Annotated in this window: 15 protein-coding genes and 2 pseudogenes; 5 read left to right on the top strand and 12 right to left on the bottom strand. The window is 74.8% G+C overall.

The features are described from left to right. The first annotated feature begins 116 nt into the window (after positions 1-116). Positions 117-1193, top strand: coding sequence for an adenosine deaminase (locus JKP75_RS15745; RefSeq protein WP_200490343.1), 1077 nt, complete (start codon positions 117-119; stop codon positions 1191-1193). A 240-nt stretch (positions 1194-1433) separates the two neighbouring features. Further along, positions 1434-2894: a DEAD/DEAH box helicase gene (locus tag JKP75_RS15740; protein ID WP_200490345.1), complete on the top strand. Its 1461-nt coding sequence runs from the start codon at positions 1434-1436 to the stop codon at positions 2892-2894. A gap of 77 nt (positions 2895-2971) precedes the next feature. Here the strand turns inward: JKP75_RS15740 and JKP75_RS15735 are convergent, their stop codons facing one another. The 6 genes and pseudogenes from JKP75_RS15735 to JKP75_RS23020 form a co-directional block, all read right to left on the bottom strand. Next, entirely contained in the window at positions 2972-4366 is a 1395-nt protein-coding gene (locus tag JKP75_RS15735) for a hypothetical protein (protein WP_200490347.1), read from the bottom strand. A 48-nt stretch (positions 4367-4414) separates the two neighbouring features. After that, positions 4415-5923 carry an MFS transporter gene (locus tag JKP75_RS15730; protein WP_309229902.1) on the bottom strand — a complete coding sequence of 503 codons (1509 nt, stop codon included), beginning with the start codon at positions 5921-5923 and terminating at the stop codon, positions 4415-4417. Then, positions 5920-6792: an aldehyde dehydrogenase family protein gene (locus JKP75_RS15725; protein WP_309230010.1), complete on the bottom strand. Its 873-nt coding sequence runs from the start codon at positions 6790-6792 to the stop codon at positions 5920-5922. Before JKP75_RS15725 ends, JKP75_RS15730 begins: the two co-directional genes overlap by 4 nt. Next, positions 6789-8231 carry an aldehyde dehydrogenase family protein gene (locus JKP75_RS15720; protein ID WP_200490348.1) on the bottom strand — a complete coding sequence of 481 codons (1443 nt, stop codon included), beginning with the start codon at positions 8229-8231 and terminating at the stop codon, positions 6789-6791. The genes JKP75_RS15725 and JKP75_RS15720 overlap by 4 nt, the downstream gene beginning before the upstream one ends. 3 nt (positions 8232-8234) lie before the next feature. Next, positions 8235-8564, bottom strand: coding sequence for a hypothetical protein (locus JKP75_RS23025; protein WP_255523323.1), 330 nt, complete (start codon positions 8562-8564; stop codon positions 8235-8237). A gap of 103 nt (positions 8565-8667) precedes the next feature. Beyond that, positions 8668-9006, bottom strand: a pseudogene (locus JKP75_RS23020) (deoxyribose-phosphate aldolase); the annotation flags it as partial. Positions 9007-9422: 416 nt separating this feature from the next. Here JKP75_RS23020 and JKP75_RS23015 point away from each other — a divergent pair. The 3 genes and pseudogenes from JKP75_RS23015 to JKP75_RS15705 all read left to right on the top strand — a co-directional run. Beyond that, positions 9423-9512: pseudogene (locus JKP75_RS23015) on the top strand (uracil phosphoribosyltransferase); the annotation flags it as partial. Between the two features lie 82 nt (positions 9513-9594). After that, a complete protein-coding gene (gene upp / locus JKP75_RS15710; RefSeq protein ID WP_309230009.1) occupies positions 9595-9996 on the top strand; it encodes a uracil phosphoribosyltransferase in 402 nt (133 codons plus the stop codon). A 2-nt stretch (positions 9997-9998) separates the two neighbouring features. Then, positions 9999-10889, top strand: coding sequence for a Gfo/Idh/MocA family protein (locus tag JKP75_RS15705; protein WP_200490352.1), 891 nt, complete (start codon positions 9999-10001; stop codon positions 10887-10889). A 9-nt stretch (positions 10890-10898) separates the two neighbouring features. Here JKP75_RS15705 and JKP75_RS15700 read toward each other — a convergent pair whose 3' ends face one another. The 6 genes from JKP75_RS15700 to JKP75_RS15675 form a co-directional block, all read right to left on the bottom strand. Continuing rightward, positions 10899-11459, bottom strand: a complete 561-nt coding sequence (locus JKP75_RS15700) for a dihydrofolate reductase family protein (protein WP_200490354.1) — start codon at positions 11457-11459, stop codon at positions 10899-10901. A 91-nt stretch (positions 11460-11550) separates the two neighbouring features. Continuing rightward, positions 11551-12162, bottom strand: a complete 612-nt coding sequence (locus JKP75_RS15695) for a hypothetical protein (protein WP_242473351.1) — start codon at positions 12160-12162, stop codon at positions 11551-11553. 296 nt (positions 12163-12458) lie between these two features. Further along, positions 12459-13040, bottom strand: a complete 582-nt coding sequence (locus JKP75_RS15690; RefSeq protein ID WP_200490358.1) for a DUF6318 family protein — start codon at positions 13038-13040, stop codon at positions 12459-12461. Between the two features lie 189 nt (positions 13041-13229). Next, positions 13230-14861, bottom strand: coding sequence for a phospho-sugar mutase (locus JKP75_RS15685; protein WP_200493227.1), 1632 nt, complete (start codon positions 14859-14861; stop codon positions 13230-13232). 15 nt (positions 14862-14876) lie between these two features. Beyond that, on the bottom strand, positions 14877-15695 hold the full coding sequence (locus JKP75_RS15680; RefSeq protein WP_200493226.1) for an NAD(P)-dependent oxidoreductase: 819 nt from the start codon (positions 15693-15695) through the stop codon (positions 14877-14879). Next, positions 15692-16504, bottom strand: coding sequence for a purine-nucleoside phosphorylase (locus tag JKP75_RS15675; protein ID WP_200490360.1), 813 nt, complete (start codon positions 16502-16504; stop codon positions 15692-15694). The genes JKP75_RS15680 and JKP75_RS15675 overlap by 4 nt, the downstream gene beginning before the upstream one ends. Positions 16505-16556 lie beyond the last annotated feature (52 nt).

Here is a 16556-nt window from a genome sequence, read left to right as displayed (position 1 = left end):
CCGTCGCCGTCGTGCCCCCTCCCGGCACCTTCGCACCGGTCGGCCGCCTTCGGGGAGGTCTGTCACCCGGACGGGCGCGGGCGGGCCGCCCGGGAGGGCCTGGGTAGCGTCGACCCGTGCCCGCACCGCTGAACGCCGACGCCCTCCGCCGCGCCCCCAAGGTCCTGCTGCACGACCACCTCGACGGCGGGCTCCGGCCGCAGACGGTGCTGGAGCTGGCCGACGCCCACGGCTACCGCGCCCTGCCCGCCTCGGACGCCGCCGAGCTGGCCGTCTGGTTCCGGAAGGCGGCGGACTCCGGCTCGCTCGTCCGGTACCTGGAGACCTTCGCGCACACCGTCGGCGTGATGCAGACCGCCGACGCGATCCACCGGGTCGCCCGCGAGTGCGCTCTCGACCTGGCCGCCGACGGCGTGGTGCTGGCCGAGGTGCGCTTCGCCCCGGAGCTGGCGACGGCGGGCGGGCTGCCGATCGAGGCCGTCGTCGAGGCGATGGTCGACGGCCTCGCCGCCGGCAGCGCCGAGGCGACCGCCGCCGGCACGCCGATCCGCGTCGGGGCGCTGCTGTGCGCCATGCGGCAGGAGGACCGCTGGGAGGAGGTCGCCGGGCTGGTCGTGCGCTACCGCGACGCCGGCGTGGTCGGCTTCGACCTGGCCGGGCCCGAGATCGGCTTCCCGCCGGACCGCATCCCGGCCGCGATCGCGCTGCTGGACCGGGCCGGCGCGCACCGCACCATCCACGCGGGTGAGGCCGCCGGCGTCGACAGCATCCGGGCCGCGCTCGACGGCGCCCGGGCCGAGCGGCTCGGTCACGGCATCCGGATCGCCGACGAGGTGGCCGACGACGGCGCGCTGGGCCCGGTCGCGCAGCGGGTGCTCGACGCGCAGGTGCCGCTGGAGGTCGCGCCGTCGTCCAACGTGCAGACCGGCGCCTACCCGTCGCTGGCCGCGCACCCGGTCGACCGGCTGCACCGGCTGGGCTTCGCCGTCACCGTGAACACCGACAACCGGCTGATGAGCGGGGTCTCGGCGAGCAGCGAGCTGACCGCCGTCGCGGAGGCCTTCGGCTGGGGCTGGGACGACGTCGCGACCGTCACCGAGCGTGCGCTGGCGGCGGCCTTCCTCGAGGAGTCCGAGCGCGCGCGCCTGCTCACCGACGTCGTCCGGCCCGGGTACGCCGCCCTGCGGGGCTGACGGAGGGTGACCGTCCCCACCCCCTTCCGGGGAATGGGGGAGGCCGGTGCGCTGCTAACCTGGGCGTACCGGCACATCGGCCGGTCATCCTCCCGGACGGAACGTCTGGGCACGAGCGCATCCGTGCAGATCGCACGTCCGACGGACGTCGAGCGATCGCCAGCGAGGACACCGGCTCCGCGCCGCAGCCTCCTCTCTCCCACGGGACGCGCTCCGAGCTGTATCGGAGCCCCACCCCGCATGACTGTGGTCAACCCTGTCTCGTTCGAGTCGAACGACGCCGACACCACCATCGAGAACACCCCCGCCGAGACCCCCGCGGAGCCCCAGGGCCCGACCTTCGGCCAGCTGGGCCTGCCCCAGCTGCTGGTCACCGCGCTCGAGCGGCGCGGCATCCACCGCCCGTTCGCCATCCAGACCTCCGCCCTGCCCGACGCCCTCGCCGGTCGCGACGTGCTCGGCAAGGCCGCGACCGGCTCGGGCAAGACGCTGGCCTTCGGCCTGCCGCTGCTCGCCCGCATCGGCGCCGAGGTCAAGCAGGGCCGTCGCGCCCCGCGCGGCCTGGTCCTCGTGCCGACCCGCGAGCTCGCCCAGCAGGTGCACGACAACCTGGCGCCCCTCGGCCAGGCCACCGGTGTGCAGCTGGCGACCGTCTACGGCGGCGCCCCGATGTACCGCCAGATCCAGCAGCTGCGCCGCGGTGTGGACGTCATCATCGCCACCCCCGGCCGCCTGCAGGACCTGATCAGCCAGGGCGAGGCCACCCTCGCCGAGGTCGTCGTCACCGTCCTCGACGAGGCCGACTTCATGGCCGACCTGGGCTTCCTCCCGGTCGTCAAGGAGCTGCTCGACCAGACCGCCCGCGACGCCCAGCGCCTGCTGTTCTCGGCGACGCTGGACGGCGAGGTCGACGCGCTGGTCCGCCGCTACCTCAAGGACCCGGCCCGGCACGAGGTCAAGCGCGCCGGCGACGACGCCCCGCCGGCCGAGCACCTGGCCTTCACGCTGGCCTTCCGCGACAAGCTGCAGGTCGCCACGGAGCTCGCCTCCCGACCGGGCCGGACGATCATCTTCGCCCGCACCCAGCTGGGCGTGGACCGGCTCGCCGACAACCTGAAGGCCGCCGGCATCAAGGCCGAGGCGATCCACGGCGGGCTGCCCCAGGCCGCGCGCCGCCGGGCGCTGGAGGAGTTCACCGACGCCCGCTCGCCGGTCCTCGTCGCCACCGACGTCGCCGCCCGCGGCATCCACGTCGACGACGTCTCGCTGGTCCTGCACTACGACCCGCCGACGGACGCCAAGACCTACCTGCACCGCTCGGGCCGCACCGCCCGCGCCGGCGCCGCCGGTGTCGTCGTCTCGCTGCTCCTGCCCGACCAGGTCGGCCAGGCCAAGCGCCGGTTCCGCACCGCCAAGGTCGACCCGCCGCTGGACCGCACCCGGCCCGGCGACAAGCCGATCCTGGACCTGGTCGCCGCCGGCATCCCGGTGGAGCCCAAGGAGCGCACGCAGCGCGACATGCGCCGCGGTGGCGGTGGCCCCGGTGGTCGTCCGCGTCGCGACGGCGAGCGCCCCAGCGGCTCCCGCGGCGGCCCGCGTCGTTCCTACGGCGACCGTCCCCGGCCCGCCGGTGACCGGCCCGCGGGCGAGCGCTCGTACGGCAGCGGGCGGCCCGGCCGGCCCTCGCGCCACGGCGCGTAAGCAGCACTGGACGACGAAGCGGCCGGTCCCGGGTTCTCCCGGGGCCGGCCGCTTCGCTGTGCGCTCGGTCCGTGCGCTCAGTCGCGGAAGACGAGCCGTCCGCTGACCAGCGCCACGATCTCGTCCCAGGCGGGGCGGACGGCGGCGGCGTCGGGCTGGCGCAGCGCGGCGTCGGGCTCCCGCTCGCCCCGGGCCACGGCCTGGCCCAGCGCCTCGGTGGGGGAGAGCAGCTCTTCGACCCGCGGCAGCCGGCCGTACTCGGCGAGGTCGCGGGCGCCCTCGACCGGCTGCGCCAGGGCCGCGAGGCCGATCAGCCCGGCGGCGCCGTCGGCGACCTCGCCCAGGACGTCGGCGAGCCCGACCAGGTCGTAGCGGTCCTGCTCCGCGGGCAGCGGCGGGACGTCGGTTGCGACGACCTCCGGCCAGGAGGCGATCTCGCTGAGGTCGTGCTGCTCGGTCCCGGCGCAGAAGCGGGCCAGGTCGGCGGGGGTGTCGAAGAGGAAGACCTCGCCGTCGCGGCCCAGGAAGCGGGCGACGTCGTCGACGTAGCAGCGCAGGGTCAGCCCGGCGCCGTCGGGGACGACGACCTCCACGGGCAGGATGCCGACGCCCTCCCAGAACCGCGCCGCCGCGGCGACCGCGGCGGGGTCGTGGACCAGCCGCCCGCCACCGCCGGCGATGGTGCGCACGCCCGCCGCGGTGCCGGCGGCGCGCACGTCGACGGGCTCGATGTCGTCGTCCTCGTCGTCGCTGTCGTCCTCGTCGACGAGGACCGGGGCCGACTCGGAGGCCGAGGGGTAGTCGCCGGGGGACACGGTGCCCGCGCCGGTCCAGTCCAGGTGCTCGCCGAGCTCCTCGACGACGTCCTCCCACAGGTCGTCCAGGGCGCCGCCGACGCCGGCCCAGGCGTCCTCGCCGGAGCGACCCGCGAACGCCTCGACGCCCAGGCCGAGGGAGCCGATCTCGGGCTTGGCGACCAGCTCGGCGACCGCCTCGAACTCGGTCTCGTCGTCGGCCAGGTCGTCGTCGTCCTCGTCCCCGGCGTCGAGGCACTCGGCCAGGCGGCTGACGATGTCGACCGTGGCGGCCAGCTCCTCGACCGCCCAGCGGTCGGGCTCCTCGGCGGCGATGTCGTAGACGCCGTCGAGGTCGTAGCGGTGGTCGTCGTCCGGGGTGAGATCGGCGGCGCCGAGCCCGGCGACCACCGGCCAGACCGGGTGGTCGGCCAGGTCGTGGTCGGTGCTGCTGCGGCAGAACGCGGCGAGCGCGGCCGGCGAGGGGAAGAGGTGGACGACGGCGGTGGGCACCGGGTTCTCCGGGTCGTCGTCGTTGATGTCGGCGCGCACCTCGACGGTGGTGCCGAGGAACGCCTGCCACTCCTCGCCGTCCTCCTCCCACGGAGGAGCCCACAGCGTGTAGCCCGTGCGGTCGTCGAGGGTCAGTGCGATGGGAACGATGCTGGGCCTGGCCACGGGGAGACTCTGCCAGATGCGCGCGCCCGCGTTCGCCCGGCTTTGGGCTCAGGCCTCCGCGCGCGGGGCGCGCCAGACGACCGCCACGAGGACGGCCGCGGCGAGCGCGACGCACGCCCCGATGCCGGCGGTGAGATCGACGCCGGCGCTGAACGCCTCCCGGGCGCCGGCCTCCAGCGCGGCGGCCGTCTCCGCGGGCAACCGGCCGGCGACGTCGACCGCGCCGCCGAGGGTGTCGGCGGCAGCCCGGTCGGGGGCGTCCAGCCCGGCGGGCAGCACCAGCCGGGTGGTGTAGACCGCGCCGAGGACGCTGCCCAGGACGGCGACGCCGAGCCCGGTGCCCAGCTCGTAGGCCGTCTCGCTGATGGCGCTGGCCTGCCCGGCGCGCTCGGCGGGGGCGGCGGTGAGGATCGCGTCGTTGGTGAGCGTCTCGGCGAGGCCGGCGCCCGCCGCGACCAGCGTGAAGGCGAGGACCAGGAGCGCGGCCGGCGACCCGCTGCCCAGCCGGGTCGCGACGACGTACCCGGCGGCGCCCAGCAGCAGCCCGGTGACGACCAGCCCGCGCACGGGGAACCGCCGCGCCAGGGGGACGGCGGCCAGCCCGGCGAGGACCGAGGCGACCAGGCCGGGGACGAGCAGGAGGCCGGCCTCCATCGGGCTGCGGCCGAGCACCAGCTGGAGGTACTGCGAGGCGAGCAGCAGCAGGCCGGACATCGCAGCGATGGTGAGCAGGTTGGCGCCGATGGCCGCGGTGACCACCCGCGAGCGGAACAGCCGCAGGTCCAGCAGCGGGTCGGGGCGGATCAGCTGGCGCCGCACGAATGCGGTGCCGGCGACCAGACCCAGCGCCGTCGCCGCGGCCGGGAGGGGGCCGGCGTCACCGGCGGCAACGGCCTTCACGGCCCAGACCAGCGGCAGCACGGTCGCCAGCGACAGCACCACGCTGACGACGTCGGCGCGGCCGGGTGCGGGGTCGCGGGACTCGGGCAGCACCCGGGCGGCACCGAGCAGGACGAGCAGCACGGGGACGTTGACGAGGAAGACCGAGCCCCACCAGAAGCGTTCGAGCAGCGCGCCGCCGACGACCGGTCCGAGCGCCGCCCCGCCGGCGAACCCGGAGGCCCAGATCGCGACCGCCAGCCGGCGCTGCTGCTGGTCGAGGAACAGGTTGCGCAGCAGGGCCAGGGTGGAGGGCATGAGCGCCGCCCCGAACACGCCCTGGAGGGCGCGGGCGGCGATCAGCCAGTGCACGCCCGGGGCGTAGGCGGCCAGCACCGAGGCGGCGCCGAAACCGACCGCGCCGACCAGGAGCAGCCGGCGGCGGCCGAACCGGTCACCGAGGCTGCCGGCGGTGACCAGCAGCCCCGCGAGCAGCAGCGGGTAGATGTCGACCGCCCACAGCAGCTCGGTGCCCGTCGGGGCGAGCGCCCGGGTGATCGAGGGGACGGCGAAGGTGAGGACCGTGCCGTCGACCGAGATGAGCAGCACCGGGAGCATGAGCACGGCCAGGCCGAGCCACTCCCGCCGCCCCGCGAGGGGCGGGGCCGTGGTGGTCACAGGCCGATCGGGTGCCACACCGTCTTGGTCTCCAGGAACGGCGTCATCCGGGCCAGCCCGGGGTCGGCGGTCCAGTCCGGCTCGGCCGTCGGCGCGCGGAGGACCCGCTTGATGGTGCCGGCGGCCTCCCGCTCGAACTCCATGGCGCGGTGCGCGGGGGCGCCGGTGAGGTCGACGGCGTCGACGTCGGCGTGCTCGGCCAGCCAGGTGCCCAGCTCCGCGGCGTCGCCGGTGAGCAGGTTGACGACCCCGCCGGGGACGTCGCTGGTGGCCAGCACCTCGGCGAGGGTGACCGCGGGCAGCGGCCGCTCCTTGGAGGTGACGACGACGGCGGTGTTGCCGGTCGCGAGCACCGGGGCGAGCACGCTGACCAGGCCGAGCAGGCTCGACTGCTGCGGGGCGAGGACGGCCACGACGCCGGTCGGCTCGGGCGTCGAGAAGTCGAAGTACGGGCCGGCGACCGGGTTGGCCCCGCCGAGGACGGCGGCCAGCTTGTCGGTCCAGCCGGCGTACCAGACCCAGCGGTCGATGGCGGCGTCCACGGCGGCGCGGGCCTTGGAGGCGCTGAGCCCCTCGCCGGCGGCGACCTCCTCGCAGAACTGGGCGTGCCGGCCCTCCATCACCTCGGCCACGCGGTAGAGCACCTGGCCGCGGTTGTAGGCGGTGGCACCGGACCACTTCGCGAAGGCGCCGCGGGCGGCGACGACGGCGTCCCGGGCGTCCTTGCGGCTGGCCCAGGCGGCGTTGGCGAGGAAGTGACCCTTGGCGTCGGTGACCTCGTAGGTGCGGCCGGACTCCGACCGCGGGAAGGCCCCGCCGACGTACAGCTTGTAGGTCTTGCGGACGGCGAGCCGGTCGTTCCCGATCACTGGTCGGCACCCTTCAGGTACGCGGCCAGACCGTGCCGGCCGCCCTCGCGGCCGTAGCCGGACTGCTTGTAGCCGCCGAAGGGCGACGTCGGGTCGAACTTGTTGAACGTGTTGGCCCAGACCACCCCGGCGCGGAGTTGGTCGGCGATCTTCAGGATCCGCGAGCCCTTCTCGGACCAGATGCCGGCCGAGAGCCCGTAGGTGGAGTTGTTGGCCTTGGCGACCGCCTCGTCCGGCGTCCGGAAGGTCAGGACGCTGAGCACCGGGCCGAAGACCTCGTCGCGGGCGATGCGGTGCGCGGGGGAGACCTCGGTGAAGACCGTGGGTGGGAACCAGAAGCCGCGGCCGGGCAGGTCGCCGGCGGGCTGCCAGCGCTGCGCGCCCTCGGCCTCGCCGATGTCGGAGAGCTCCCGGATGCGGGCCAGCTGCTCGGCGCTGTTGATCGCACCGATGTCGGTGTTCTTGTCCAGCGGGTCGCCGACGCGCAGCGTGCCGATCCGGCGCTGCAGGGCGGCGATGACCTCGTCGTGGATCGACTCCTGCACCAGCAGCCGGCTGCCCGCGCAGCAGACGTGGCCCTGGTTGAAGAAGATGCCCTGCACGATGCCCTCGACGGCCTGGTCGATCGGGGCGTCGTCGAACACGATGTTCGCCGCCTTGCCGCCGAGCTCCAGCGTCAGCTTCTTGCGGGTCCCGGCGACGGCGCGGGCGATCTGCCGGCCGACGTCCGTGGAGCCGGTGAACGCGACCTTGTCGACGTCGGCGTGCTCCACCACCGCGCGGCCGGTGTCGCCGGCGCCGGTGACGATGTTGACCACGCCGGCCGGGAGGTCGGCCTGCCGGCAGACCTCGGCGAACAGCAGCGCGGTCAGCGGGGTGGTCTCGGCCGGCTTGAGGACGACGGTGTTGCCGGCGGCCAGGGCGGGGGCGACCTTCCAGGCCAGCATCATCAGCGGGAAGTTCCACGGGATGACCTGGCCGGCGACGCCGAGCGGCCGCGGCTGGGTGCCCAGGCCGACGTGCTCGAGCTTGTCCGCCCAGCCGGCGTAGTAGAAGAAGTGCGCGGCGGCCAGCGGCACGTCGACGTCGCGGGACTCCCGGATCGGCTTGCCGTTGTCCAGGGACTCGAGGACGGCGAACTCGCGGGCGCGCTCCTGCAGGAGCCGGGCGATGCGGAACAGGTACTTGCCGCGGTCGGCCGGGCGCATGGGGCCCCAGGTCCGCTCGAAGGCGCGGCGGGCGGCGCGCACGGCGCGGTCGACGTCGGCCGCGCTGCCGGAGGCGACCTTGGTGAGGACCTCCTCGGTGGCCGGGTTGATCGAGTCGAAGGGCTCGCCGGTGCCGTCGACGAACTCGCCGTCGACGAACAGGCCGTAGGAGGGCGCGATGTCCACGATGGACCGCGACTCGGGCGCGGGGGCGTACTCGAAGACGCTCATGGGTCAGTCCACCGTGACGTAGTCGGGGCCGGAGTAGTGGCCGGTGCGCAGCTTCTGGCGCTGGAGCAGGAGGTCGTTGAGCAGGCTGGAGGCGCCGAAGCGGAACTGGTCGGGGTGCAGCCAGTCCGGGCCGGCCGTCTCGTTGATCAGCACGAGGTGCTTGATCGCGTCCTTCGTCGTCCGGATGCCGCCGGCGGGCTTGAAGCCGATCTGCCGGCCGGTGGCGATGCGGAAGTCGCGGACCGCCTCGAGCATCACCAGGCCGACCGGGAGGGTCGCGGCGGGGCTGACCTTGCCGGTGGAGGTCTTGATGAAGTCGCCGCCCGCGAGCATCGCGATCCAGGCTGGCGCGGCGGACGTTGTCGAGGGTGACCAGCTCGCCGGTCTCGAGGATGACCTTGAGGTGCGCGTCCCCGCAGGCCTCCTTGACCGCCACGATCTCCTCGTAGACGTCGAGGTAGCGGCCGGCGAGGAAGGCGCCGCGGTCGATGACCATGTCGATCTCGTCGGCGCCGTTCTCGACGGCGTCGCGGACGTCGGCGAGCTTGACCGCGCGGCTGGCCCGGCCGCTCGGGAAGGCGGTGGCGACGGCGGCGACGTGCACGCCGCTGTCCCCGAGCGCCTCGCGCGCGACGCCGGCGAGGTCGCCGTAGACGCAGACGGCGGCGACCCGCGGGCAGGTCGGGTCGCTCGGGTCGGGGCGCATCGCCTTGGCGGCGAGGCTGCGCACCTTGCCGGGGGTGTCGGCGCCCTCGAGCGTGGTCAGGTCGACCATCGAGATCGCGGTGTCGATCGCCCACGCCTTCGACGTCGTCTTGATCGAGCGGGTGCCCAGCTGCGCGACGCGGGCCTCGGCGCCGACCTGGTCGACCCCGGGGAGGCCGTGCAGGAAGGCGCGGAACGCCGAGTCGGAGCGGGTCACGTCGTCGTACGGCGGCAGCGGCGCGTGCACCGCGGGGGTCGCCCCGGGCAGCGCGTCGGGGTCGAGCACGTGGGTCATGCCGGCCATTCTCCCTTGTCCGCGCTCGCCGTCCGCTCCCCGCTCACCCCGAGGGAGTGCGTGACGTGCCCGCGCGCGGCGTGAGCGGTCGGTTCGGGCGGGCCTGCTCCCCGGAGGGGGCGGCCGCTACCGTTCCTCCCGTGCAGCTCACCGTCGTCGACCACCCGCTGGCCCGAGCCCGGCTGAGCCGGATGCGCGACGAGCGCACCGACAACGCCGCCTTCCGCGCCGCCCTCCGCGAGCTGACCCAGATGCTGGTCTACGAGGCCACCCGTGAGCTCGACATCGCGGAGGAGACGATCCGCACGCCGGTGGTGGAGACCACCGGGTACCGGCTCGCGGCGGCCGCCGCTGATCGTGCCGGTGCTGCGCGCCGGCCTCGGCATGGCCGACACCGCGCACGGCATGCTGCCCGAGTCGCAGATGGGCTTCGTCGGCCTGGCCCGCAACGAGGAGACGTTCCAGCCCGAGGCGTACATGGCCTCGCTGCCCGAGTCGCTGGTCGACCGGCACGTGTTCGTGCTCGACCCGATGCTCGCCACCGGCGGCTCGCTGGTGCACTGCTGCGGTCTGCTCACCGCCCGCGGCGCCACCCAGATCACCGTGCTGTGCGCGCTCGCCGCGCCGGAGGGTGTCCGGCGCCTGGAGGAGAGCGGCCTGCCGCTGCGGGTCTTCACCGCGAGCATCGACGAGGGCCTCAACGAGAACGCCTACATCGTCCCGGGCCTCGGCGACGCCGGCGACCGCCAGTTCGGCGCGGTCTGAGGATGCGCGTCGGGCTGCTCGGCACCGGCCCCTGGGCACGCGCCGTGCACGCCCCGGCGCTCGCGGCGCACCCGTCGGCCGAGCTGGCCGGCGTCTGGGGACGCGACCTGGCGAAGGCCGAGGCGCTGGGCGCGGAGTTCGAGGTGCCGGGCGTGGCCGACGTCGACGAGCTGCTCGGGCAGGTGGACGCCGTCGCCATCGCGCTCCCGCCCGACGTCCAGGCGCCGCTGGCCGAGCGCGCCGCCGCGGCCGGCAAGCACCTGCTGCTGGAGAAGCCGGTCGCGCTCTCGGCGGCCGCGGCCGACCGGGTCGCCGACGCGGTGCACGCCGCCGGGGTGGCCTCGGTCGTCTTCTTCACCCTGCGCTTCCAGGACGCGACGGCCACCTGGCTGACCCAGGCCGGCCGCACCCGGCTGGCCGGCGGGGCCGGCTCCTGGCTGGCGTCGGTCGCCGGCACGCCGTTCGCCGCCTCGCCCTGGCGGCAGGAGCACGGCGCGCTGTGGGACGTCGGGCCGCACGCGCTCTCGGTGCTCGTGCCCGCGCTCGGGCCGGTCGTCTCGGTGCAGGCCGGCGCGGGCCTGCTCGACACCGTGCACCTGGTGCTCGCGCACGAGTCCGGCGCCGCGTCGACGGTCACGCTGTCCCTGACGGTGGCGTCGATGTCCGGCGGTGTCGAGTTCTTCGTGCACGGCGACGCCGGCCGGCTGGTGCTGCTGCCCGAGGCCGGCTCGGCGGTCGAGGCGTTCGCGGTCGCCGTGGACGAGCTGCAGGCCGCGGCGCTCACCGGTGGGGCGCACCCCTGCGACGTCGCGTTCGGCCGGGACGTCGTCGTCGTCCTGGAGACGGCGGCCCGGGCGCTGGCCTCCGGACGGCGGGAGACCGTGCCCCGCTGAGCCCCGCGGTCAGCGCTCCACCTCGTACCGCAGCATGACGACGCCGTTGCCGAACGGCCTGGTCTCGACCAGGCGCAGGTCGGCCGGCGGACCCTCCTCGAACAGCCGACGGCCGTGCCCGACCAGCACGGGGTTGACGAAGATCCGGTACTCGTCGATCAGGTCGTGCCGCCGGAACGACTCCGTCAGCACCGGCCCGCCGACCACCATGTCGCCGCCGGGCTGCGCCTGCAGGGCCCGCACCTCCTCGGGGACGACGTCCCGCACGACGGTGGCGTTGGGTCCCGGGGTGTCCAGGGTCCGCGAGTAGACGACCTTCGGCGTGCTCCGCCAGATCTCGGCGAAGCGGGCGACCGGCTCCGGGACGTCGGGCCCCTCGTCGGCGTTCGGCCAGTAGTCCTCCATCAGCTGGTAGGTGACCCGGCCCTCGAGGAAGGCGCCGCTGCCGGCCAGCAGGTCGTTGAAGTAGGAGTGCAGCTCCTCGTCGACGCGGTGCCAGCTGATGTCGGCGTCCGGGCCCTCGAAGTAGCCGTCCAGGGAGATCCCCAGGTGCATCACGATCCGGCGCATGGCTCTCCTCGGGCAGGCAGTGGTGGCTGGCGTCGCCGTCATGACCGGAGGTGCCGGCCGGACTCATCGGTGCGGCCGGCGGAGCGCCCGCTCAGTCGTACGGGTTGGTCAGGACGGGGCGAGCCTGCAGCACGGTGAACGTGACCGGGAGGCCTTCGGTCGTGGTGGTTCCCGGGACGGGCAGCTCGAGGCCCCCGTCGACGCTGAACGACGCCGACCAGGTGGTCGTGAGGGAGGCGGTCCAGCTGCCGCCGGCGTAGTCGTGGCTGATCGTGTGCCGCGGGTAGGGCGCGCCGGGCGTCGTGCTGGTGAGGTCGGTGCCGTCGCCGGTGTGCCAGGTGAACGACGAGGCGGTGGCGGCGATGTCGACGGTGAAGCCGCGGATGTCGAGCGTGAAGGTCTGGGTCGTGGGGCCGTCGGTGTAGAAGACGACCGGCAGGCCGACCAGGGCGTTCCCCGGCGGTTGCTGGCGCGTGGGCAGCTGGGGGAGGGGGAGCGTCTGGAAGTAGCGGAACACCTCGCCCGGCGACGGCGGTGGGTTGAGCGCGGTGATGTCGACGCAGCCGCGTGCGCCCTGGATCCACGGGCCCAGCGGCGTGCCGACGGGGGCGCCATTCGTCGGGAGGCCGTCGACGGTGGTGGTGGCGCCGTCGGGCCCGGTGATCGCCAGGCGTCGCTGCTCGATGACCAGGTCCCGGATCACCCGGTCGGGCGGGGCAAGGCATTCACCGTCATCGGTCCGGTTGCAGAAGCCGGTCTCCCGGTCGTTCACGACGCACGGATCGGACAATTGATACGTGTATGGATGTTCGGCTGGTGCAGTATTCGAAGCAATCCAGTTGTTGCCAGGTGATTGCTCCAGATAGGCAGCCGTGAGCGCCCCAGGAGCCGTCTCGACGTCCGGGCAGAAGCGATCCCCGCATGGAGCGGCGGCCGCTGGAGCGGTGGCGAAGAGGGGTGCGACTACGAGAAACGGGAGGAGAACCCAACGCATACTCGTCATCCGACGGTGAAATCGGTGATTAGCCAGGAGTCATGGGCTTCGTGCCATCGCAAGCCGACCCCGCCTGGCAAAGCGGTGTAAGCCTCGGAACTACCGTCCGCCACAGGATTGCCGACCGAATCGACAACTGCAAGCGCGTCCTGGTCGAAGGCGATAGTGATTGAGGCTGTCGACTCCTGGATGAGAGGCGGATCGAATCTCGTGATCGTGATTTCGCCATCGCGATAGGCGTTTCCAGCGGCCGCGGCCTCTTCTGTGTTGTCCGCAATGCGGTCGCAGTCCCGGCAGCCGTCGCTGAACTCGCGCAGGGGCTGAGCGTCCATGACCGTCGAGGTCCGGTTGATCAGCTCGATGTAGTACCGCACGAAGGCCTCGGCGCCCGCGGCGTCAGGAGTGCGGGCCTCGGCAGGCATCGGCAGGTCCGCCGGGCCGAGGGGCGGCAGTTCCTCCTCCGCCGGAGCAGCGCTGCTGGGCGAGGGCAGGGTCTGCGCGGCCTCCTGCTCCTCCGAGCAGCCGGCGAGCACCGCCACCCCGGCGACGAGGCAGCCCGCCAGGCGCACCGTCCAGCGTCGCGTCACGCGTGACCCCTCCGTCGATCGACCGTCGCCGGAGACTATGCAGACCAGCAACGGACGGGCAGCCCTCCCTGTGGACAACCCACCCGCGCGGTCCCAGGTTCATGCCAGCGTGTGACCCCCACCGGGGACGAGGGAGCACGCATGAGCGTCCGGGACGGCAGATGGATCCCTCGCATGAGACGACCGGGGTCAGGCCTGCAGCCCGAGCGCCGCCGACATCTCCGCGCGCAGTTGGTCCAGCTCGTCCTCGCCGCGGCCGCGCGCCGCGATCAGCCCGGCGTCCTGGTGCACCGGCACCACGGTCTCCAGGTAGGCCTTGAGCTTCGGCTCGGTCCCGCTGGGCCGCACGATCACCCGCACGCCGTCGCCGAGCAGCCGCACCGCGTCCACCGGCGTCGGCTCCAGCGCCAGGTCCGCGAACGTCACCGGCCGCCCGAGCAGGGTGGCCGGCGGCCGCGCCCGCACCCGCGCCATGGCGTCCGAGATCAGCGTCAGGTCGTCGACCCGCACCGACAGCTGCCCGGTCGCGAACAGCCCGTGCTCCACGGCCAGCTCGTCCAGCCGGTCCAGCAGCGTCCTCCCCGACTCCTTCAGCTCCGCGGCGAGCAGCGCCACCGCCAGAGCCGCCGAGATGCCGTCCTTGTCCCGCGCCACCGACGGCGAGACCGAGTAGCCGAGAGCCTCCTCGTAGCCGTAGACCAGCGGCGCGGCGTCCGAGCCGGCCCGCATGATCCACTTGAAGCCGGTCGGCGTCTCCTCCGACGGCACCCCGTGCGCGCCCGCCACGACGTGCATGAGCGAGCCGCTGACCAGCGAGGACGCGTACGTCCCGCGCACACCGCGGCGCAGCAGCCAGTCGGCCAGCAGCGCGCCGACCTCGTCGCCGGTGAGCTGCCGGCCGCCGCACACCACGGCGCACCGGTCGGCGTCCGGGTCCTCCGCGATGGCGACGTCGGCGCCGGTCCGCTCGGCCAGGGCCTTCAGCAGGTCGGTCGCGCCCGGCTCCTCCGGGTTCGGGAAGGCGACGGTGCGGAACGTGGGGTCGGGCTCGTCCTGCTCCGGCACGCTCACCGGCTCGGCCAGGCCCGCGGCGGCGAACACCGCCCGCGTCGTCTCCGCACCCACGCCGTGCATCGCCGTGTAGGCCACCCGCAGCCCGCCCCGGGACGGCACCCGCTCGGGCGCCAGCGCGGCGACCACCGCGGCCACGTAGTCGGCGGCGACGTCGTCGCCGAGGGTGAGCCACTCGTCCGACAGCGGCACCTCGCGGGCCGGGCCGACGGCGGCGATCGCGGCCTCGATCTCCCGGTCGGCCGGCGGCACCAGCTGCGCGCCGTCGCCCAGGTAGACCTTGTAGCCGTTGTCGTCCGGCGGGTTGTGGCTGGCGGTCACCATGATCCCGGCGACGCAGCCCAGGTGGCGGACGGCGAACGACAGCACCGGCGTCGGCAGCGCCCGCGGCAGCACCTGCACCGCGAAACCGGCCGCGGCCAGCACCGAGGCCGAGATGCGGGCGAACTCGTCGGACCGCCGCCGGGCGTCGAAGCCGATGACGATCCCGCCGCCCGCGGAGCCGGACCCGGCCAGCCAGGCGCCCAGCCCTGCGGCGGCGCGGGTCACCACCGCGGCGTTCATCCCCGCCGGCCCGGCGCGCAGCGGCCCGCGCAGCCCCGCCGTCCCGAAGGTCAGCGGGCCGGCGAACCGGTCGCCCAGCTCGGCGACGTCGCCGGACCCCACGAGCGCGAGGATCTCGGCCCGGTCGCCCTCGTGCGGATCGGCGTCGGCCCAGGCGCGGGCGGTGGCGAGCAGGTCGTCGGTCATGCGGGGGAGTCCCGTTCAGGCGTCGAAGCGGTCGGAGTCGAACTCGGCGGTGGCGTACTCGCCGCCCACGCGGGCGTGCACCGGGTCGGACAGGTCGGGCTCGCCGTGCGCGGCGATCAGCGCCTCGGCGTACACCTCCGCGTCGTCGGCCGGCTCGTACCCCAGCGCGCGGGCGGCGGTGAGGTCCCACCAGGCGCGGGTGTTGGCCGACACGCCCCAGACGACGCGGAAGCCCGGCGAGGGCGTCCGGAGGGCGGCGTCGACCAGCCGCACCGTGTCGCCGGGGGAGAGCCACGTGGACAGGTGCCGCGTCGTGGTCGGCTCGGGGAACGCGCTGCCGATGCGCAGGACGACGACGTCGAGGCCGTAGCGGTCGGCGTAGAGCGAGCCGAGCGCCTCCATCGCCACCTTCGAGACGCCGTAGTAGGTGTCCGGCCGCGGCGGGGCGTCCACCTCGCGCAGCAGCCCGCCGTCCGGTCGCGGGGTGTAGCCGGTGGCGTGGTTCGAGCCGGCCAGCACCACCCGCTGGACACCGGCCCGCCGCGCGGCCTCGAGCGCACAGTAGGTGCCCTCGATGTTGGTGTGCGCGATCGCCGGCCAGGTCGACTCGGTGGCGATCCCCGCGAGGTGCACGAGGGCGCCGGCGCCGCGGGCGGCCTCGGTCACGGCGGCCAGGTCGGTGGTGTCGGCGACGAGGTGCTCCTCACCCGGCCGCGGCTCCTCGACCGGGACGACGTCCAGGCTGCGCACCGCCCAGCCGCGCTCGGGGAGCCCGCCGCGGAGGACGGTGCCGATCAGCCCGGCCGCGCCGGTCACCAGGACCGGCCCGGTCACGACGGCAGCTGCCCGATGAAGCGCACCAGGAACTCGCCGAGCCGGCCCGCGGCCTCGCGGCCGGCGGCGATGACCTCGTCGCCGTCGAGCTTCTCGCCGGTGATCCCGGCGGCGGCGTTGGTGACCAGGGAGAGGCCGAAGACCTCCAGGCCCTCGGCGCGCGCCGCGATCGCCTCCAGCGCCGTCGACATGCCCACGAGGTCGGCGCCCATCGTGCGCAGCATCCGGATCTCGGCGGGGGTCTCGTAGTGCGGGCCGGGCAGCGCCGCGTACACGCCCTCGGCCAGCTGCGGGTCCAGCTCGCGGGCCAGGGCGCGCAGCCGCGCGGAGTACAGGTCGGTGAGGTCGACGAAGTTGCCGCCCACCAGCGGGGAGCGGGCGGTCAGGTTCAGGTGGTCGGCGATGACCACGGCCTGGCCGACCCGGTGCTCGGGGGCCAGCCCGCCGGCGGCGTTGGTCAGCAGCACCGTCTTCACGCCCGCGGCGGCCGCGGTGCGCACCCCGTGCACGACCGGCTCGACGCCGCGGCCCTCGTACAGGTGGGTGCGGCCGAGGAAGAGCAGCACCTTGCGCTCACCCACCCGCACCGAGCGGATCTCCCCGCCGTGGCCCATCGCGGTCGGGGCCTGGAAACCGGGCAGCTCACCGATGGCCACGCTGTACTCGGCCGGCCCGAAGGCGTCGGCCGCGGGCGCCCAGCCCGAGCCCATCACGACCGCGACGTCGTGCTGCCCACCGAGGGCGGTCGTGAGGTCGTCGGCGGCGAGGGCGGCGACGGAGTGCGCGTCGGTTCCGGGGTGCTGGTCCACGGAGGGACGCTAACGGGTGACGGTGCTCGGTCGCCGGGTGGGCAGCGCCGGA

Origin of the sequence: Blastococcus sp. TML/M2B (genome assembly GCF_016612865.1) — a bacterium.
Taxonomy (GTDB): domain Bacteria; phylum Actinomycetota; class Actinomycetes; order Mycobacteriales; family Geodermatophilaceae; genus Blastococcus.
The sequence above is the reverse complement of the archived record's forward strand: the minus strand, read 5'-3'. Positions and strand labels throughout refer to the sequence as shown.

Coding starts and splice junctions, on each gene's coding strand:
- JKP75_RS15720 (WP_200490348.1), bottom strand. CDS start 8,231: ATGAGCGTCTTCGAGTACGCCCCCGCGCCCGAGTCGCGGTCCATCGTG.
- JKP75_RS15685 (WP_200493227.1), bottom strand. CDS start 14,861: ATGACCGACGACCTGCTCGCCACCGCCCGCGCCTGGGCCGACGCCGAT.
- JKP75_RS15700 (WP_200490354.1), bottom strand. CDS start 11,459: ATGCGCCGGATCGTGATGCACCTGGGGATCTCCCTGGACGGCTACTTC.
- JKP75_RS15705 (WP_200490352.1), top strand. CDS start 9,999: ATGCGCGTCGGGCTGCTCGGCACCGGCCCCTGGGCACGCGCCGTGCAC.
- JKP75_RS15740 (WP_200490345.1), top strand. CDS start 1,434: ATGACTGTGGTCAACCCTGTCTCGTTCGAGTCGAACGACGCCGACACC.
- JKP75_RS23025 (WP_255523323.1), bottom strand. CDS start 8,564: ATGCTCGCGGGCGGCGACTTCATCAAGACCTCCACCGGCAAGGTCAGC.